This window comes from Cohnella fermenti (assembly GCF_004801405.1).
Classification (GTDB): Bacteria; Bacillota; Bacilli; order Paenibacillales; family Paenibacillaceae; genus Cohnella; species Cohnella fermenti.
On record NZ_SSOB01000047.1, the window covers coordinates 23,058 to 41,816 of the forward strand.

Sequence of the window (18,759 nt, forward strand, 5' to 3'; positions counted from 1 at the left end):
AGAACGGAAGAAATCGCACGAGGCTGTCGAAGAGAGGAGATTCGGAATGAAGCGTATCTTAGCAGTGCTGATGATCGCGGTTATCCTGATATCGAGTTACCCGGTTCAAGAGATAGAGACGGTAGAAGCGGCCGTTGCCGGTACGACGGGATCGATTCCGGCCGGAGGGACCCCGAACAACGGAGGCATGACGGGGTATGCTTATCGTGTGGGGATTGTGCATGAGAAGCTGAAGAACGGGATGGAATTTCTGGAGGGCGAGTCCAACGCCCAATTGATCTCCAAGATCCAGACTCAGTATAACAATCATTATCCTACGATGGAGAATTCGATTGTTTTTGCCCCCTCGCAGTATTACGATTCGAATGCTTTGTTGGGGTGGTACGCTTCCAGCAGCGGAGAGATCAAATATGTGGATGATACCAAGAAGGCTTATAAACTCAGAGGGCTAAGCTCGTCGTATCGATCCGCCAATCTGTACTATTCCTCTCTGGCTGATAAAGCTCCATATAGCAAAACGGCCTCAATGGTCAAGCTGCTGGGAGGGGGCAAATGGAAGGGATCGGTCAGTGCCGATCCTACGGAAGCTAAGAAGGTGTGGAATTATCTTCTATTGGACTACCAGGGGATTGATTCAAGAATAAAAAATTACATTGCAGACGAAAAGAATGACAGTAGCAATCCTGAATATAAATGGGAGGCAATCCTTAAATATATCGATCTCTTGATGACCCTCTATGCTCTATCGGACTCGGAGCAGCAGAAGGTTTACGATACGCAGATTGAACGCATTATCGCAAGTGCCACTTCCGGAGTGAACACAGAGCCGGTATTGCTTGTTATCGACACCGTCACCAAATTCACGGCCCCCGGCCTGCTCCCGTCCGGCAAGCAAATCTTTATTCCAAGCACTGCGTATGTGGATTACGCACATTCCGCAGTGCCCGCTTGGTCGATAACGAATGCCGCATTCAACAATGGCGCGGCGGTCACCGGAGGGACGCTCGGTCTTATCGAATTAGGCGCGAAGAAATCAATTGCGACCTTAAGCACCCGTAAAAGATTAACCGATCTGACAGGGCAAGCGCGGAAAAATAACGGCCTGGCCTGGGCTTACGGCGGGGTTGTAGGCAAGATCCTGTATACGACTTCGGGAGGAACCGCTTCCTGGACGTCCACCTCGGCCGACTCTCCCGTTATGAAGCTTTTGACCTTCGATGCGGACACCTATGGATTCTTGGTAGTGGGAGCAGGAGCGAACAAATCCCATGTCGATGACTGTGCTTGTACGGCCAAACTGTCTATAGCAGAGAAGGGGGGGACCGTTACAACCGATACGATTGGACGGAATGTACCCATTACGGTGAACATGAAAGCTTCGAATGCGGAATATTTAAAATGGGCTAGATATATAGGAACTGCGCCTACTGTCAAGGTTAAAATTGCGATCAGCAGAACCGGCGGGTCGGGTGCAGTTAGCATAACGCCTCAAGGCAACGAACCGGCTATTAATACGACGGTCTCTGTAGCTTCGGCTACCGTTCTGGATTGGCTGGACCCGAGCAGCACAACAAATCCGACGTACACGGACAACATATCCACCATGCAGATAGCGGCCGGCAGCTCCGTTAAGCTGGAATATACGCTGCAAGCCTATATCACGGTCGGGACGGACGATCCTAAGGAATGCGGGGGGAATTCCCTTCCCTTGGGATTCAATAGGCCGAACAATGACCAGGACTTGAAGGGGCACTATACATCCACTCCAAGCTACTGGTCCGAGATCAAAGAAGGATCTCCAGGCAACGAACAATTCGAAGCGATGGCGGGGACGCCAACAACTCGACCTCTGTATTTTGCATCCGGCGGCTCTGAGTTCATCGTCGATATCGAGACCGAATACGTTCCGGACGCGACGTCAACGAGAACGTACAGGTCTTACTTCACCAGCGTTCCCAGTGAATTCAAGCTAGGAGATCAGGCGGGGGATTATACGGTTCCGACACCGAGCGGCGCGAGCTCCTCCTCGCTAACGGTTAACGCTCATACGGGCGGGACGGTATCCGCAACATGGACGGGAACAACGCCATACACCGGTAATTTGTCGTGGAGCGATCACTCCTCGTCGGGAGCCGATTCCTGGAATGATGCCCCCTACAATAACGCAATGGCTCAAGCTCAAGCATGGGCGAGTGCCGTCAACGCGACGGTAATCAAATTCACGTCCGCAAGCGACAAGATCACTAGAAGCTTTAACGCTTGGGGAGCAAGTGCGAGCGGCAGTAATTCGCACCCGGCGGGATCTGTAAGCATAGGACATAATGCAGTGCCGGAAGTTCCCTGCAGCGGGGACCCCTGTACAGGCGGCAGCCCAGCCATTCCATACCAAGCAACGACTGGCAAGCAGGGAACCGATGGCACCTATACCATCACGGTAACCGGGACCCTGCCGGCGCGAATTATAGACGGACCGTCTTCCATTTATGATCTTCCTATGGTTCAAGATACCTGGAGCCAGACGGTAAATTACGATTATATGCGAATCAACAAAGTTCACGTATGGAAGCTGGACAAATCCAAGGTGAACGGAATGACGGAGCTCATCGGCACAGATGAAGTTACGGCTACGGTAAAACAAGGGGACCCATCCATATTTGCCAATATTGCGACCGCCAACACCAGCCTTGCCGGACGGCTGAGGTATTCCCTGGAAGCCAATCAGCATGACGCGGTGGTATGGAATGAGGGATCACGAAGCGACAAGGATGACGGCAATGGCGATAATGGTTGGGTTAAAGGACCAGGACAAGGGGCAAGCTGGGCGACAGGCAATACGTACACCAACAGCAATTATGGAACTGCCGTCGATTATCATGTCGCGAATTCGACTGCCGAAGATAAAGCAACGGTAGAGTGGAAGAAGTTTGACGAGAGACGAAGATCGCTGACTACGGTTACGGCGGTGTCGGATTTCTTGATATTGCAGACCTCCAGCGGCGATCAGTCGGTGATCTACTTCGACCATACGTCTCCTGCGGATCAAGCTCAGAAGCCGTTGGCCGTACCTAAAACGTCAAAGGAGACGATGTGGGACAACAACACTGACTCCGCAGCGAAGTGGTCGGTAAATCAAATTAACATTGGATCTTATAACGGCAAGTATGCGAATCCCGCTGCCAAATACAGCGGAAGCGGCAATGGCAATCAAGTCCTGACTATATTCGATACGTATCCTGCCGGAATGATCAGACCGGCCAGACCTTCCTCCGGACTAAGGTTGATGGAGACAAATCTGGACGTTATCGATACCGACAAGAATGGAGAGTACATAACAGGGACATCGTCCGTGTTCTATAAGCTGCTCTCTTTCGCCAAGGGCGACAATGATTCGATTTATTCATCCGACATGGATTCCGACTATCAAGAGAAGGGCCAATCATTCGAGTCCACCTATTCGCCTTCTCATAGCAAGGTGAATGACATCGTCATTCACGACCCCGTATCGGTAGAGAATTCAATGGTGATTCCTCTTGATTCATCAAGGGATCAGCGAACGGCTCTATCTCAATCCATCGGAGGCAATCTCCAAGCCGACATTATCGAATACGACAAGACGCTGGACCCGGATTGGCGCCCGAATCTCCTGTTCAACGGCGATGCAGAGGCAATAGACGAGTCGAGCGGAACTCCGGTCGGGTGGTCTGCCAACGGTTCAAACTCAGCCGTATTTACGTACAGGCACGGAGATCAGTGGGTAATCTCGGACCATCATAGCTTCGAGATAAACACGCCTCCCAACTCCGGAAGCACGAATTACACGGGACTTTATTATCAGACGGTAACTGCGAGTCCTAACACCAATTATACGTATTCGGGAACGCTCAGTTGCCACAGGTGTCAAGGATATGCCTATGTAGATATTTATAACGCGTCTATGGTGAAAACAAATGTGTACAGCACTTCCGTTAATGCGACGAATGCTGCGCAGCCATTCACTTTGAATTTCCGAACCGATGCGGATACCAAATACATTCGAGTTCACATCGTGAAGGGGAACAGCGCGAATCAGGTTGCCGGGTATCTCGATTATCTGTTCGCCGACGATCTATCTCTAGTCAACAATGATTCGCAGACGGCTGACAAGCCGATCGGATTCAAGCCTGTTCTAGTGGAGAATCCGGATTATGTAAATCCAACGTCTTCATTAACACAAGACTATCCCTATACGGGGGCCGTACAATCCTTCACAGCGCCTTATTCCGGGGTGTTCACGATACAAGCATGGGGAGCACAAGGCGGCGCCGGTGAGAAATACGCTGGAGGCAAGGGAGGGTACTCCACAGGCGAGGTGACCCTTGCCAAGGGACAAATTCTTTACATTTACGTAGGAGGTCAGGGTCAAACGACGACGAGCTCGGATCTATCCGGAGGGTTTAACGGCGGAGGCGGCGTGTCCGCTTCTACTAAGGCATCTACCTCCAGAGGTTCCGGCGGCGGAGCCACTCATGTTGCCGCTGCCTCCGGATTGTTGAGTGCGTTGTCTGCTTCGCCATCCTCTATCTTGTTGGTTGCAGGAGGCGGCGGCGGCTCCGGGACAGAGGAGGCCGGGGGCAACGGCGGCGGTGCGGCAGGGCTTCGCGGCGACGGAACGGTCGGCGACTCGGCTTCAGGCTCTTATGGCGGCGGAGGAACCCAGACGGCTGGAGGGGCTTACGCTGCAACCGGAAGCACCTCCTCCAACGGGACGAGCGGTTCGTTTGGCCAAGGCGGTCACAGTGCAGGCGGCGGAGCTTCCTATGTGTCCGGTGGGGGCGGGGGCAGCGGTTACTACGGCGGAGGCGGGGGCAACTCCGGATCTCCAAGCTTGTCCGGCGGAGGCGGAGGCGGCTCAAGCTATACAGGAGGAGTCTCGTCAGGCTCTACGATAGATGGAGGATCGTCTATGCCTTCGACAAGCGGAGGGACGGAGATTGGGCATGAAGGGAACGGATTCTTGAGAATTACGGGCCGATCTTCGTCAACTGCAGAGGGGGAATCGATCCGGTTCACTTATACCGGGGCCGTTCAAACCTTTACTGCGGCTAAAGCCGGGACTTATAAAATCCAAGCATGGGGCGCCCAAGGCGGAGGCATCTCTCCCGCCTATCCTGGGGGGAAAGGCGGATACGCTGAAGGGACCATAGATCTGGCCGTCGGCGATGTGCTGAATATCTATGTCGGGCAGAATCCGTCAGCCAAGACAGGAGGATGGAACGGCGGCGGTAATGGCGGCTCCGGCGGCTCCGATATCGATTACGGATATGCCGGCGGCGGTGCTTCGGATGTGCGTCAAGGCGGAACTGCTCTGGCCAACCGAATTCTGGTTGCCGGTGGAGGCGGAGGCAGCGATACTGCCGGATTGGGCGGTGCGGGCGGGGGGCTTGCTTCCGTCAACACAGTGGCCTCTTCTGTAGCAGTCGCGACTCAGACGACCGGCAACGCCTTGGGGCAAGGAGCGAACGGTCCGTCTTATGGAGGAGGCGGAGGAGGCGGCTACTATGGCGGCTTCGGAGGGGAAGGCGGAGCTCCGAATAACGGAGGCTCCGGCGGTTCCGGCTATATAGGCGGCGTCTCCAACGGTCAGACGATAGATGGAACGCAATCCATAACGTCCCCAGACGGAACGACGGAGACAGGCCATTCCGGCAATGGCGCGGTCACCATTACAGCGCTCAACGTGACAACGGCCTCTGATCCTGTTGCCCAGTTCTTGACGACATGGGTCGAAGATCCGGATTACAACCCGGATATCCCGGACGAAGCCTACATTCTCGCGGAACGCAAGACCGCGGCTTCTACCCCGATTTCCATCCCTGGGGGAGGCACCTACACTACTGGGAATTTTATTAATCTGGATTATGGATTTACCATCTACTTCCCTAACAAGGGCGACTTCTTCGGCGATGGCGCTTTGGGGATCGGAAGAACGACATCGGTAAGAGGCAAGGGCTATATAGACGGCATGGATACGACAGAGTGGACGCAGTCCAAGTCTGTAACCTTCGAGTTCAATGTCATTTATAACGGCACCACGTATACGGCAGGCGAGGAGATCGATCTCCCAGTCGAATGCAACTCATTTAACTGCAAGTATCAATTCTATGCTCCTCTTGGGAACAGGGAAGCAATCAGTGCTCCGGTCACATATAAGGCGATTGCGATAAATGGCGAATCTCTGGATAACGACAATCCTACGAACAGGGTTCGTTATGCCAATCTCGCGGCCAGGCATAGCGCGATTAAGCACACCAACATTGATGTCGTTGGACGTATAGGCAATATGGTAATCGAGGATACGGGAGATTTCCGATTCTCCAATCTATTCAAGAATCCTGCTGTACCTGCCTCTTGGCTGATACAGGGAGTGGTGAAGAAGGTGAATATGGATTCACAGAATCGAATCATCGGGGATACGGTAGATATCAGAGGCGAGCCTGTAAGCTCGACTACGAACTACTTGAACACCTATGGATTAACGGCTCATATGCAGCAATCGCCAATACCGTTCCCTCTGTCGCCCGAGAAGAACAACATTGCCGCTCTGCAGAGACAGCCCATGCGAATAGGTTACAACGTATTCGCCGACATGCAAACCATTGGGAATTATTATGGCGGTGTGCAGATTATCCCTTATTACTATCATCTTAATCTGAAGACCGGAACTTATACCCCTGTCGATGTCTACATGAATGTGAATTCTTCTTACAAGCCGATCAATGTCTTCGATATTGTTCAACCCGGATGGGATACATCTAGTGTTTACTCCTTCGCATACAGCTTGAATTGGCTGGATGAAGCGGGTCGGCGGAATTATTCTTCTGCCGAGAAGGCCAATACGGAGAATGTCGTAGACTACTGGGCACAGACAGACGACAGCGGCAGCACCGACAAGATGTCCATTCCGTACGGCAGCAAGTTTTCTTACGGGACTTCGCAAATCATGTATTTGGCAGAACGGAATCGAACCTTCGTTGGAAGCTCCAAGACATACGGGTACGACAAGAATCCTGGAGGCGTGCTGGCGGAAGAGCTGTATGAGCTTCAAGCCCAGAGATGGCACTTCACCTATGGCTTGCCGTCTTCGGCTATCGTTGTTGAGCATGGGCTCCCTGTGACCCAGACCAATATGAACAACCTGCGAACCAATTCGTCTGTTATCGTCATGGCTGCCGAAGTTACTTCCATCGGGGATACGTATGCTCTGAAGTACAGCACGAAGGGGATAAACAATCCGATCCAGATCAGCGGCACCTCGTATTCTACAGCATCCATTCCTTATCCCGTCATAGCCGTGTATTCGTCCTCTAAGTCTTCTGCGGATGACCTGGAGGTCATGGGGACGCACTAAGTAAACGGCGAGCGATCTGTGCAGGAGGGAGAGTATAAAAAAATATTCTCCCTCAGATTCCCAACCATTATATAATCGAAGGATGAGTGATGGAAAACTTATACACCTTTTACACAAAGGAGACATGAATGATTTATGAAGAAAATGATCGTGCTTATGATCGCAGTTGCTGCTTTCTTTACGTCGTTACCCGCTTTAGCCGCTACGAACAATACGCCATCGTCCTGGGCGGAGTCCGACGTGAACGCGGCCATCTCGGCGGGATTGGTGCCGGATCGGCTGAAGTCGAACTACCAAGCGGCTATCACTCGAGATGAGTATGCGGAACTTCTGGTTCAAACTATCTTCAAGAAAATAAATAAAGAGAGCTCTTACGAAGCTGCGTGGGATATTCCAACATTCCTAAAAAAAGTGGATGTGGATGTTACGTTCATGGATACCGATGCTGACTATATCAAAGTTGCCTATGCAATCGGAGCCATCAACGGAATCTCCGATACCGAGTTCGCTCCGGACAAACTAATTACTCGTCAAGAAGCCGCGACTATGATCGTTAATACCTTCCATTATAGCTCTGGAATATACTTTAGTGAAACAATCAAGAAGTCATATTCCGATTTTAATAAAGTAGCCACATGGGCTCAAGGGCAAGTACTTATGTCCGGTTCTACTCTTGTGCTGAAAGGTATTGGCGGCAAGTTCGATCCTCTTGGAACATTCACAAGGGAGCAAGCGATACTCGCCATGTATCGAGTCTATCATCATGTCAACTTCAGTACGCTCACTCTGAAAGGCGTAGCTATCGTTAGAACGTTATACGAGAATACGCACTATCATGTAGGGAAGGATTACATTTATATGGATTATCCTGACGAAACCTACTTCAAAACGAACGCAGATCGCCTATGGTTAGATTTATATGATGCATGGGATGATGGGAGCGGCGATTTTCCATCATTGGCGCAAGCGACAGCAACCTATCTCTATTCAAGGCTACTTGATACGAGTTTGCCGGAGGTCAGGGCCGCTTCGGAGGCCAACAAGTCGATAACGGTCGACTTTGGCTATATGACCTATACGACACTTACCAAAGACCATGTCCTAGAGATGAAGCTTAAGCCAGGCTACGAGTTGATGACGGTTATAGCGGGATATCACTACGGCTATCCGGCTATCGATGTAGAACCGAAAATAATTGGCTAGTCCGTCACAGGAGACCCCTGCCAACGGACTAAGGCTAGGGAAACGAGAGGTGGGCAAGCTGTCTCGGATAAGCATCGACCTCAGTGTCGTCAGTCGGCTTCACGATGACTCCGCACGATATACGGGCAGATTGGCTGAGGGGGCAGAACGTCTATCCTCAGTGATCTCCCAAGTAGACTCGCAAATCAAAGCTCGAAGGAGCATCGGCACAAGGCTGCGAAGCTCGATCGACAGCGCGGAGGCACTGGAGCTAAAGGTAAAGCAAATTCAAATGTTTATCAGCGGCTCGATCGAGCGTTACGGCCAGTTGGATAGAGAGATCGTCATGCAATCGTCCCGATTAAGAGAGCTTGGCGCTGCCGGGGATCATGCGAGTTGGCGGGAGAGGGCAACCGATATTTTTGCGAATGCGACCAAGGAAGCGCTGGAACTGTATTTTGAAGTAAAGGAAGTCAGAGAAACGGTCATTGATTTTGTTGAAGATACCGCCAAGGAAGCCATCGAAGCGCTGGAGAGCACGGCAGTCGGTTCCTTCGTTGAAGGAGTTGCAGATGCGGTAACCGAAAATGTCTTGGCCGGGATGATCCAAATCGATTCCCATGCGGAATTTCAAAAATCATTCCTAGCCGGAAAAATCGTGGGAGATCTGGCGTCGGAAGTCATCGGCTTGGCCGAGGTAGTTGCCGGTGCAGGTGCAGAGGCAGCAGGCTTTATTTTAGATGGATCTGTAGTAGGGTTAGCTGGAGGAGTTACCTTAAACGTAGCGGGAGTTGCCGCTCTTGCACACGGCAGTTCCGTTATGAGTTCTGGAATCAAGAGTTTCTTTGAAGATATAGATGATTTGTCCCAGAAGATTTGGAGTGGTTCTGGCGAGGGGGCGGGGAAGGGCGGTTCGCAAAATTTAATAAAGCCTAGTAGATCTCCTGACCCAAATTCAGGCCCTAGCGGGACAAAAACAAAAATTCCTAATAATGTCGACGAAGAGACTAAACGTTCGTTAGAATTAGAAAACGATGCTGCAGAACAACTTGCAAGAAAGGGATACGATATTGAACAGAATCCTAGAGTCATCGAAAGCGATGGGGTTGATCTTAAAAAAGACCCGGATTATAGAATTGAAGGGACAATTTTTGATTGCTATTCTCCATCTGCCAATAAAAGTGTGAGGGGAATTTGGAGCGAGGTTCAAGAAAAGGTTGTTGTTAAGAATCAAACAAAAAATGTAGTGATTAATCTAAAACAATGGTCTGGAGATGTTTCAACGTTAGTTGAACAATTCAAACAATGGGAAATTACCGGGTTGAAAGAGGTCGTCGCAATCACAAAAAATGGAGATATCATTTCGATATTCCCGTGAAGTGGAGGGATGATGTATGGAATACTCATTGAAGGTAACGGGGAAGAAAACGGATCAGAAATGGCTTAGCGATTTATTAAAAAAGAAAAACCTTACTTCAGATTATTTACGAAAGCATCATAATGCTTATTTTATTGATGAGTTTTGTTTAAGTATTGGCTTAAACATAATCGTTTATGAAAATGTTAATCCACCAGGGCACCCAGCTTACTCCTATGAAACAATGTTTTTAGAACACGACTTTGTTTATCAAGAAACGGTGTCATTTGAACTAGATAAGTTCAACGACGATCACCAACTTGGTTATAGGGCAATGCTCGAAATTGTCTTTGCAATTTTAGAATCGCTAAAAAATGAAGGGGTATTTTACCATACGTCAGGAGGAGAAATATTATATTTTAAAGAGGGACGATACATTTTAAACCAGAGCTATTTAGAGTTCCTTGAGGAATATTATGGAGAATTATTGGGTGGAATTGATTATTCTCTTCTCTAAAAGAAGAGAGGTGAATATTTCCGAATTGTGTAAACATATAAGCGAGAGGGGACTATTTATGTTTAAAAAGACAATCGCAACCGCACTGATCGTATCCACTGTATTTTCTTCCGGATCATCCATCGCAGGTGCTGCAACGACGCTTCCTGACCCAATCGTCGGGCAGCTCGGCATCGACGTGATCGTGGACGGGATGAAGGTAACGTTCCCGGATGCAGAACCGTTTACGGACTCAACCAGCCACACGATGGTGCCGGTGCGTTTCGTCAGCGAACAGTTAGGAGCCGAGGTGCTGTGGGACAATAAAGCACAAATCGCCACGATTCAATACGAGGGCCAAAACATTGTGATGCCGGTGAACTCCAAAGTCGTCACGGTAGACGGAACGCAATTTACGCTGGATACGGCGGCAGTCATGGTGGACTCTCGCGTATTCGTTCCGCTTCGTTTTGTCAGCGAGACGCTGGGAGCAGAGGTGAAGTACGATGCGGGTTACGTTGCTGTAACGGTTAGCTCGCAGGACTTTCTGGCAAAGGTCGCTTCTGGAGAGATAAAGGTGGACAACTACGGGCGTAAGCTTCGTTCCAACATGACAACGAATCTTCCTGCAACGGCATCGGAGTGGCAGCTTCTAGAGGATACAGAGAATTATGCTTATGACGTGGGGAAGCCGTATACTGTTCCAAGAGATAAGCCGACTCTTAATGCGTATGAAGTTCTGAACCAACTAAAGATAACTAAAGATTTGCGCGATAGAATCGCATTAAATATAAAAAAGAATTACCAATTACGATTGAATGTAGACTATCGAACGATAAATGCAACTGTTTACTATAATACGGCATTGGATCTGTATTGGAGAGTAGGAACTCTTTTCGGACCTGAGGTGTCTAATCAGTTCGTTAATTTTGTAAAGAAAAATCATGTTATCACTCAAGGCTATGCTTTCCCAGAAGAGAATAGCTTGTATCGTAAAAATGGTGATTATTTTATGAAAACGAAATATAAATTCCGAGTGGTTAGTGCAGATGATGCAAGTCAGTTTTCAATGGATAGTTGGAATCCGACTTCCTATTCAGAGTCCCCTACATGGGTCATTAAGGGTCAATGGTATGTAGGATATGCAGACGTGCGCCTTGAATCAAATGCCGCAGACACATACATCGAAACTCTAATGCAGAAATCTGCAGAAAACATGTTCTTGAAAGGTGCGTACCAATATAAGGAGCTGAAATAGATTTGATAAAGCGACTGCTATCTACCCTAATGGTTATAATATTGTTACTTCAAATCATCCCCTCACCATCATCTTTCGCTGCTTCGGGAGAATCAGATACAGAAGCTGTAATAAACGCAGGTGTAAGATTCGACGACATCACTGGAGATCTAGTTTTCGAAACGGTCAATACATCTTCTTCTACTAGCACCAAATATCGAACAAAGGGATTTATTTTGAGAACGAAGCCTGTTTGTGACGGCACGGATGCATTAACCTCCGAATGCAAACCGAAGACCGGAATTGCTGGAGTCAACTATGTAGAATTATCAACTGATATATTTTCAAGTATTGATTATCCCAATGTACCTAAGGCTGGGAAAACTTGGTCTGTATTCACTCTGGATAACGAAAAAGTAGCAGCGGCATTAAAAGGTACTTTCTTAGAAACGATTACTGAAAATACTATTCTTTACGTGTCTGCAGTATTCGAAACAACAACTGGCAGTGTTTCTAATAACGATACTTATTATACGTTATCGAGTATACGTTCTGCTAAATCCTGGATTGATAAAACAGGGTTTCGTCAGTACTACGACCAGTCCGTTACCTTCCATGGACGCGGGAAATTAAAAGTAAAGCAGTTCACAACTACTCCAAGCAGAACCTTAATCCTTACGTCAGCTAGACCAGATGGGACCGAACTCATAAAGAACCCTAATGGAGATCCAGGAGGACTGCACCCGGATAATCTGGAGCAGTGGCTTATTAGTGAGGCGACATCTCCAGTGACGATTGATAAGGAGATTACCAGTTCAGGGGCCAACTACGTCCTGCAATGCAGCTTCCTGCAACCCATGCTGGATACAAGCCCTTTGGATTGTTCTAGCGCAACAACCGGAAGTCCTAACTATAAGAGAGATAACTCCGTACTTACTCGCAATCCATCAATGACGCTAGGCGGAATGTGGGTCGCTCTCGTCTATCAGCCTGCTGATACGGTAGACTGCAAGTGCAGTTCAACCTTGACCATACCTGGCGCTTCTCAAATTAGCGGGGAGATCACGACTTCCCAGATAGGGAAGTCTGTGGGTTTGCAGCTGGATTTGACTCAGCTAACAAAGGATTACAACGATTGGGACGGCTTGCTTAAAGCCGCAGCCACGGCCACAATAACCGTAAATCTGAAGAGAGAAGATGTTGCCCAGAGCGGATCGGCGAATACAGGGGCCGCGGCGCAATGGATAACCGTGATAGGCGTAACACCCGGAGTAGCGACAAGTATCGCTCCTGCAGACTTGAAGGCATACTTGGCCGGCGGAATCAAATTAAGCTACACCGACGATTTGAGTGCCTATCCGATTCCCGAAGACAGCAAAATAAGCTTTCTGTATAAAGCCGATGTCTCGATTACGGTCAAGACAACGACTGGCAAGACAATCACGGTAAACTGCACTCCGAACGAAGGGACGCAGCTCGACTTTTACCGCAAATCGCAGATTGACCCGAACGTCAACGGGCAATACACGTCGAGACCCAGCTATTGGTCGGAGATAAAGGAGGGCACACCGAATAAGGAGAGCTTTGAGGCGATGGCGGGCACGCCGACGACTCATGATCTCTATTTTGCCTCCGGGGGTTCGGAGTATATTGTCGACATTGTAACGGAGTACGTTAAGGATGCGACGGCGGCCCGGACGTATACCTCTAAGTTTAATGCGGTTAAGAGCGGCCTATGGATTGATGGAGACAACGTCACCCAGAATGACTCTCCTCCGTCTTGCGTAGCCAGAACCTCAACCGATATATCGGGGGCGACGTTCACCGAGTCGGCGACGATGACTCAGGGCACCTACGTGAAGGAACCGGCTTCGGGAACGCCGGGTGAACCCGACTACAAGGCGGCCGTAACGGGGCCGTCCTACACTTGTACTCGTTCCGGCGGTCACAACAGCATGGTAGGCGGCTATAGCAAGAGTTGGACTCAGACCGTTACGTTCGACTACACGAAGATCAAGAAGGTTGCCGTATGGAAGCTGGTCCGATCGAAGGTCAACGGTCTTGCCACGCTGATCGGAACCGATGAGGTAACGGCTACGATCAAGCAGGGCGAGCCCACGATCTTCTACAACATCGCTTCCACCAACGACAGTGCGGGGGGACGGCTGAGGTACTCGCTTGAGACTGCGCAAGGAGATCATGTGGTTTGGAACGAAGGGGACTCCGATAACAGGGATGCGAACAGCTCAAGTGACAGTTATGTCAACGAAGATAAAGTGTTCGAAGAACGAGCCAAGTCGAAGGTTGTGGCTACGGCGGTCTCCGACTTCCTCATCCTGCAGACCTCAAGCGGCGATCAATCGGTCATGTATTTCGAGAAGTCGGCTCCGGAAGTAACGGTCGAGACGACGCAGATCGATATTCCCAAGACCAGCAAGATAGAGCAATGGGATAATAATTCCCTGTCCGCAGCGAATTGGTCTCAAGACGCGATTTATATTGGCTCCTATAACGGGTAGTATGGGGCGCCGGCGACCAAATATGCCGGGTCCGGCAACCATGCCACGATCACGACGAAGCTGGATCAATATCCTGCGGGGATGTCCAGGCCTTCAAGACCCGCTCAGCCGATGATTCTGGATATCGAAGGGCTTGACGTAATCGATACGCTTCCTAACGGACAGTACATGACGGGAACATCGACTGTCTTCTATCAATTGGAGATGTCGTATGGAACCGGTTCGCGGCCCTACTCGACGGCTTACAATTCGACGTACGGAGCGAATGGCGTTCAATTCGGATCGGCGTACTCGAACAATCATTCCAAAGTGAATGATGTCGTTATTCATAATCCGGTCTCCTCCCAGTATGCCATGATTATGCCGCTGCCCGCGGACCGCGATCAGAGGACGACGGACTCGAAGGCGTTGGGCGGCAATCTGATGCAGGCAACGGTCGAGTACCAGAAGACGCTGAACCCCGATTACCGGCAGAATCTGATCGGTAACGGAGACGCCGAGATTCTGGATTCCAGCACTCAGGTCTCGGGATGGACCGGGTATACGACGACCCCGGGGCAAGTAAGCTTCACCAGCCGAACCGGTGACAGTTGGGTGATGGCGGGAACGAATTCGTTCGAGATCAGGACGGAGCCGAATCCCGGAGGGACGGGAACAAGCTACACAGGCACGTACTATCGGGACGTCACGATTAAGGCGAATACGGATTACGAGTTTACGGGTTCGCTAAGCTGTCATCGATGCGCGGCAAGCATTACGCTTGATGCGTATGATGCGAATGGCAGTCTCATTCAAACCTATGTGGCGGGCACGGTATCGAACACGGGAACCGTAACTCCGATCACAAGAATGTTTACTTCTCCTGCGGGCGCGGTTAAGCTTCGGGTCAAGCTGAACAAGGGCGCTGCGGCCAGTAGCTCAGCGGCCTCTTACAGCGAGCACCTCTTCGCGGATAATCTAGTCCTTACCAATAGGTCAGATAACGAATGGATCGGGTTAGACGACCTGTATCAGACGGTAGCCGTCAACAATCCAGATTATCAGCCTGAAGTCGAAGCGACGGATACGTCCTTCGACTTCACCGGAGCAGTGCAGACGTTTACGGTTCCTGCGACGGGAACGTATACGCTGGAGCTGTGGGGCGCTCAGGGAGGCAGCTATTCCGGATCAAATGGCGGTCACGGCGGTTACTCCACGGGTCAGGTCAATCTGACCAAAGGCGAGACCTTGTATATTAACGTAGGGGGGACGACCGGGACCGGAGCCGGCGGCTGGAACGGTGGAGGCTCCACCGCCGGAGTGGCCAAGGGCGGCGGCGGCGCGACCGACATCCGCAAAGGCGGACAAGCCTTAACGGATAGAATAATCGTCGCGGGCGGCGGCGGCGGCGGCCAAGCCGGTGCGGGCGGCGTTGGCGGAGGAACGACAGGCGGGACCGGCTACAAGAACTGCTGCGGGACCGTCGGCTCCGGCGGTACGCAGACCGCGGGAGGAACCGGCGGCGGTACTTCGGGTGTCTTGGGCATAGGAGGCAATGGGGCAACGGGCTCGGATGGCCTGTATGGCGGAGCCGGCGGCGGCGGTTACTACGGCGGAGGTGGAGCAAATTCTGATGTCTCGCTTGTTGACGATGGCGGCGGCGGTGGCGGCTCCGGCTATATAGGCGGAGTGATCGGAGGCACCACCTACGACGGAGCATCGACCATCCCCTCTCCATCCGGTGCAACCGAGATCGGGCACATGGGCAACGGCTACGTAAGAATAACCTCGGAGAGAACCGCTGGTGGTGGCGAGGCAACCCGATTCGATTACACGGGAGCGATGGAACTCTACGCCGCGCCTCGATCCGGCATCTATACCATTCAGGCTTGGGGGGCAAGCGGGGGAGCGAATAGCAGCAACCAAGGGGGCAGAGGCGGCTATTCGACGGGCAACCTCACGCTAAGCCAAGGAGATACGTTATCCCTGTATATAGGAGAAGCGGGAACGGCTGGCGGAGATGCCACGTTCGGCGGTGGCGGAGCGGCGGCGGACAGCAGCGGCGCCAGCGGCGGCGGAGCCTCGGACGTGCGTACGTCGGGCGGAATCTACAAGGTGAACTCCGGCTTGTATTTACGGGATGGAACGACCCTGTCGGGAACGACGGCAACGATGAATGCGACGAATGAAGGCGTGTACGGCCCTTATATTACGGTTGCAGCCGGAAGGTACCAAGTGGATGTATACGTGTATACGGCACAGGATTAATCAATGGCGGAGCCGTCATCTATACCGACTATGGAAGCACCGTGTGGTCCCAATATGTAACGTATATTAAGAAGACGAGTACTCATGTTACGTACGTTGTCGATATCCCGTATGCCACTTCGATTGCCGAATTCTGCTGGCATGCCAATAACGCTGTTACTCAGACCTTCGAGTACGAGACGATATCAAAGCTTGGCGATCGAGCGCTCGTTGCAGGAGGAGGCGGCGGATCTTCCCATAACTCGAACGGGCTTGGAGGGTATGGCGGAGGCGCAAACGGCGGCACGGGAAGCAGCAGCGGCGCAACGGGAGCAGGAGGCACGCAAACGGCAGGTTATCTGTTAGGCTTCGGAGCTCCGGCTCCCGCTCACGGCGGCGGAGGAGGAGGAGGATACTACGGCGGCAAGGCTGGAGCAGCTTATTCTCCTGATCACAGCGGTGGCGGCGGTGGCTCGGGCTATATCGGCGGTGTGACGAGCGGAAGCACCATTGCCGGAAATGCCTCGATGCCATCTCCGGACGGCGCAACAGAGACGGGACACTCCGGGAATGGCGTCATTATCATTACCGCTCCTGCGGCGGATACGGGAGCGGAGTATATCACGAACACGATCCTGATTCCGCAGAGCGCGGAACCGCCGCCGGAGGCGTATATCTACACGCCGATCGCTTACGATCCAACCTCTGAAGTCAAGATTCCTGGGGGAGGAACCTACAAGCCGGGCAACTTCGTCAACCTCGACTACGGATTCCAGCTGTATTTTCCCAACATAGGGGACTTCTACGGCAACGGCGCTCAAGGGATAGCCAGAACGAGCGAGATCGAGGGGAAAGGGTTCACGAATGCGATGAGCACAACAGAGTGGACGAAGGCCAAGTCGGTTCAGTTCCAGTTCATCGTTATCTATAACAATCATACGTACCTACCGAACGAGTGGATCGATCTGGATGTGAGCCGGGAATACTTCGACTTCTATGTGCCGCTGGCGGCCAGCGAATATGCCAGTGCTCTCGTTCAGTTCAAGAGTATCGCGATCAATGGAACGGACGATCAGAACGACGCTCCGCTTAACAAAACTCGTTATACGAATCAGGCAGCGAGGCATTCGGCTCTGAAGCGTTATAACGTAGATGTCGTGGGCAACATCGGCAACATGGTCATTGAAGATACGGGGGACTTCCGATTCTCCAACTTCTTCAAGCAGGCCGTTACGCCAACACAATGGCTCGTTAAGGGAGTGGTGAAGAAGGTTGACCCGACGAAGCAGAACAACATTATGGGAGACACCTACGATCTGCATGGTCGGACAGCAAGTACGTCGACTCAGTTCCTAAATACGTTCGGACTGCTGCCTCACCTTCAGCAACTGCCGGTCGAGCTGCCGCTCTCGCCGGAGAAGAACAATATTGATGCCTTAAAGAGGCAACCGATGCGTATGGGGTATAACGTTCTGGCGGATATCCAGACGACGGGGAACTATTACGACTCCTTGCAGATCCTGCCTTACTATTACAGGCTGGATCTGAAAACGGGAACGTTCACGCCGGTCGATGTTTACATGAACATAAGCGGTTCTTATAAGGTCATCAATAAGTTCGGCGCAGCCGTCTCGGGTTGGGATTCCTCTTCTGTTTATCCTTACGTGTATGCTCTCAATTGGGAGGATGAGAAGGCGAGGCGTAATTACAGCGCGGGAGAGCAAGAGGCAACCGACAGCGCGATTGCATTGGCTGCATCACAGTTCAGCTTGGATACGACCGGTGTCGGCAAAACAGCGGGGCCAAGCGGCAGCAGCTATCGCTACGGTACGGCGCAGGTGATGAGTCTTACCGGAAGAAACCGCACGTTCATCGGCAATGACGAAACTTACGGAGAGAGCAAGAACCCGGATATGAGATTGTCTGCGGCCATGTTCAATATCCAAGCTCAGCGATGGCACTTCACCTACGGGCTTCCTTCTTCGGCGGTCGCCGTCAAATCCGGTGAGCCTATAACCCAAGCGAACATTAATGCCTATCGTACGAATACGAGTGTGATCGTTATGGCTGCGAATATCAAGTCCATCGGGGATGTATGGGCGCTTGATTACAAGATGTCCGGAGGCAATAACCCGATCCAGATCGCAGGAACCTCCTATTCCACGAGTTCGATCCCGTACCCGGTAATCTCCGTGTTCTCCATCAACAAGTCGTCTGCGGACGATCTGGAAGTGTCGGGAACGCACTAGGGGAACGGCAAGGGAACTATGCATGAGGGGGAGTATTCCGTATTCTCCCTCAGATTCCCAACCATTATATAATCGAAGGATGAGTGATGGAAAACTTATACACCTT

8 protein-coding genes are annotated in these 18,759 nt (G+C 51.3%); all 8 read left to right on the forward strand.

The window, feature by feature from the left end; all coding sequences use genetic code 11:
• Positions 1–46 precede the first annotated feature (46 nt).
• On the forward strand, positions 47–7,387 hold the full coding sequence (locus E6C55_RS27085) for a glycine rich domain-containing protein (RefSeq protein WP_136372969.1): 7,341 nt from the start codon (positions 47–49) through the stop codon (positions 7,385–7,387).
• Between the two features lie 135 nt (positions 7,388–7,522).
• Positions 7,523–8,590: an S-layer homology domain-containing protein gene (locus E6C55_RS27090; protein ID WP_136372970.1), complete on the forward strand. Its 1,068-nt coding sequence runs from the start codon at positions 7,523–7,525 to the stop codon at positions 8,588–8,590.
• A gap of 271 nt (positions 8,591–8,861) precedes the next feature.
• Positions 8,862–9,947: a CdiA C-terminal domain-containing protein gene (locus tag E6C55_RS34310; RefSeq protein WP_211093660.1), complete on the forward strand. Its 1,086-nt coding sequence runs from the start codon at positions 8,862–8,864 to the stop codon at positions 9,945–9,947.
• A 16-nt stretch (positions 9,948–9,963) separates the two neighbouring features.
• Positions 9,964–10,443, forward strand: a complete 480-nt coding sequence (locus E6C55_RS27100) for a hypothetical protein (RefSeq protein WP_136372971.1) — start codon at positions 9,964–9,966, stop codon at positions 10,441–10,443.
• Entirely contained in the window at positions 10,418–11,680 is a 1,263-nt protein-coding gene (locus E6C55_RS27105; protein ID WP_168735898.1) for a copper amine oxidase N-terminal domain-containing protein, read from the forward strand. The genes E6C55_RS27100 and E6C55_RS27105 overlap by 26 nt, the downstream gene beginning before the upstream one ends.
• 1,073 nt (positions 11,681–12,753) lie before the next feature.
• Complete coding sequence (locus E6C55_RS27110) at positions 12,754–14,178, forward strand: hypothetical protein (protein WP_136372973.1); 1,425 nt, start codon at positions 12,754–12,756, stop codon at positions 14,176–14,178.
• 111 nt (positions 14,179–14,289) lie between these two features.
• Positions 14,290–16,425, forward strand: a complete 2,136-nt coding sequence (locus E6C55_RS27115; protein WP_168735899.1) for a glycine rich domain-containing protein — start codon at positions 14,290–14,292, stop codon at positions 16,423–16,425.
• A gap of 41 nt (positions 16,426–16,466) precedes the next feature.
• Positions 16,467–18,653, forward strand: coding sequence for a glycine-rich protein (locus E6C55_RS27120; RefSeq protein ID WP_168735900.1), 2,187 nt, complete (start codon positions 16,467–16,469; stop codon positions 18,651–18,653).
• Positions 18,654–18,759 lie beyond the last annotated feature (106 nt).

Coding starts and splice junctions, on each gene's coding strand:
- E6C55_RS27100 (WP_136372971.1), top strand. CDS start 9,964: ATGGAATACTCATTGAAGGTAACGGGGAAGAAAACGGATCAGAAATGG.
- E6C55_RS27085 (WP_136372969.1), top strand. CDS start 47: ATGAAGCGTATCTTAGCAGTGCTGATGATCGCGGTTATCCTGATATCG.
- E6C55_RS27115 (WP_168735899.1), top strand. CDS start 14,290: ATGATTCTGGATATCGAAGGGCTTGACGTAATCGATACGCTTCCTAAC.
- E6C55_RS27090 (WP_136372970.1), top strand. CDS start 7,523: ATGAAGAAAATGATCGTGCTTATGATCGCAGTTGCTGCTTTCTTTACG.
- E6C55_RS34310 (WP_211093660.1), top strand. CDS start 8,862: ATGTTTATCAGCGGCTCGATCGAGCGTTACGGCCAGTTGGATAGAGAG.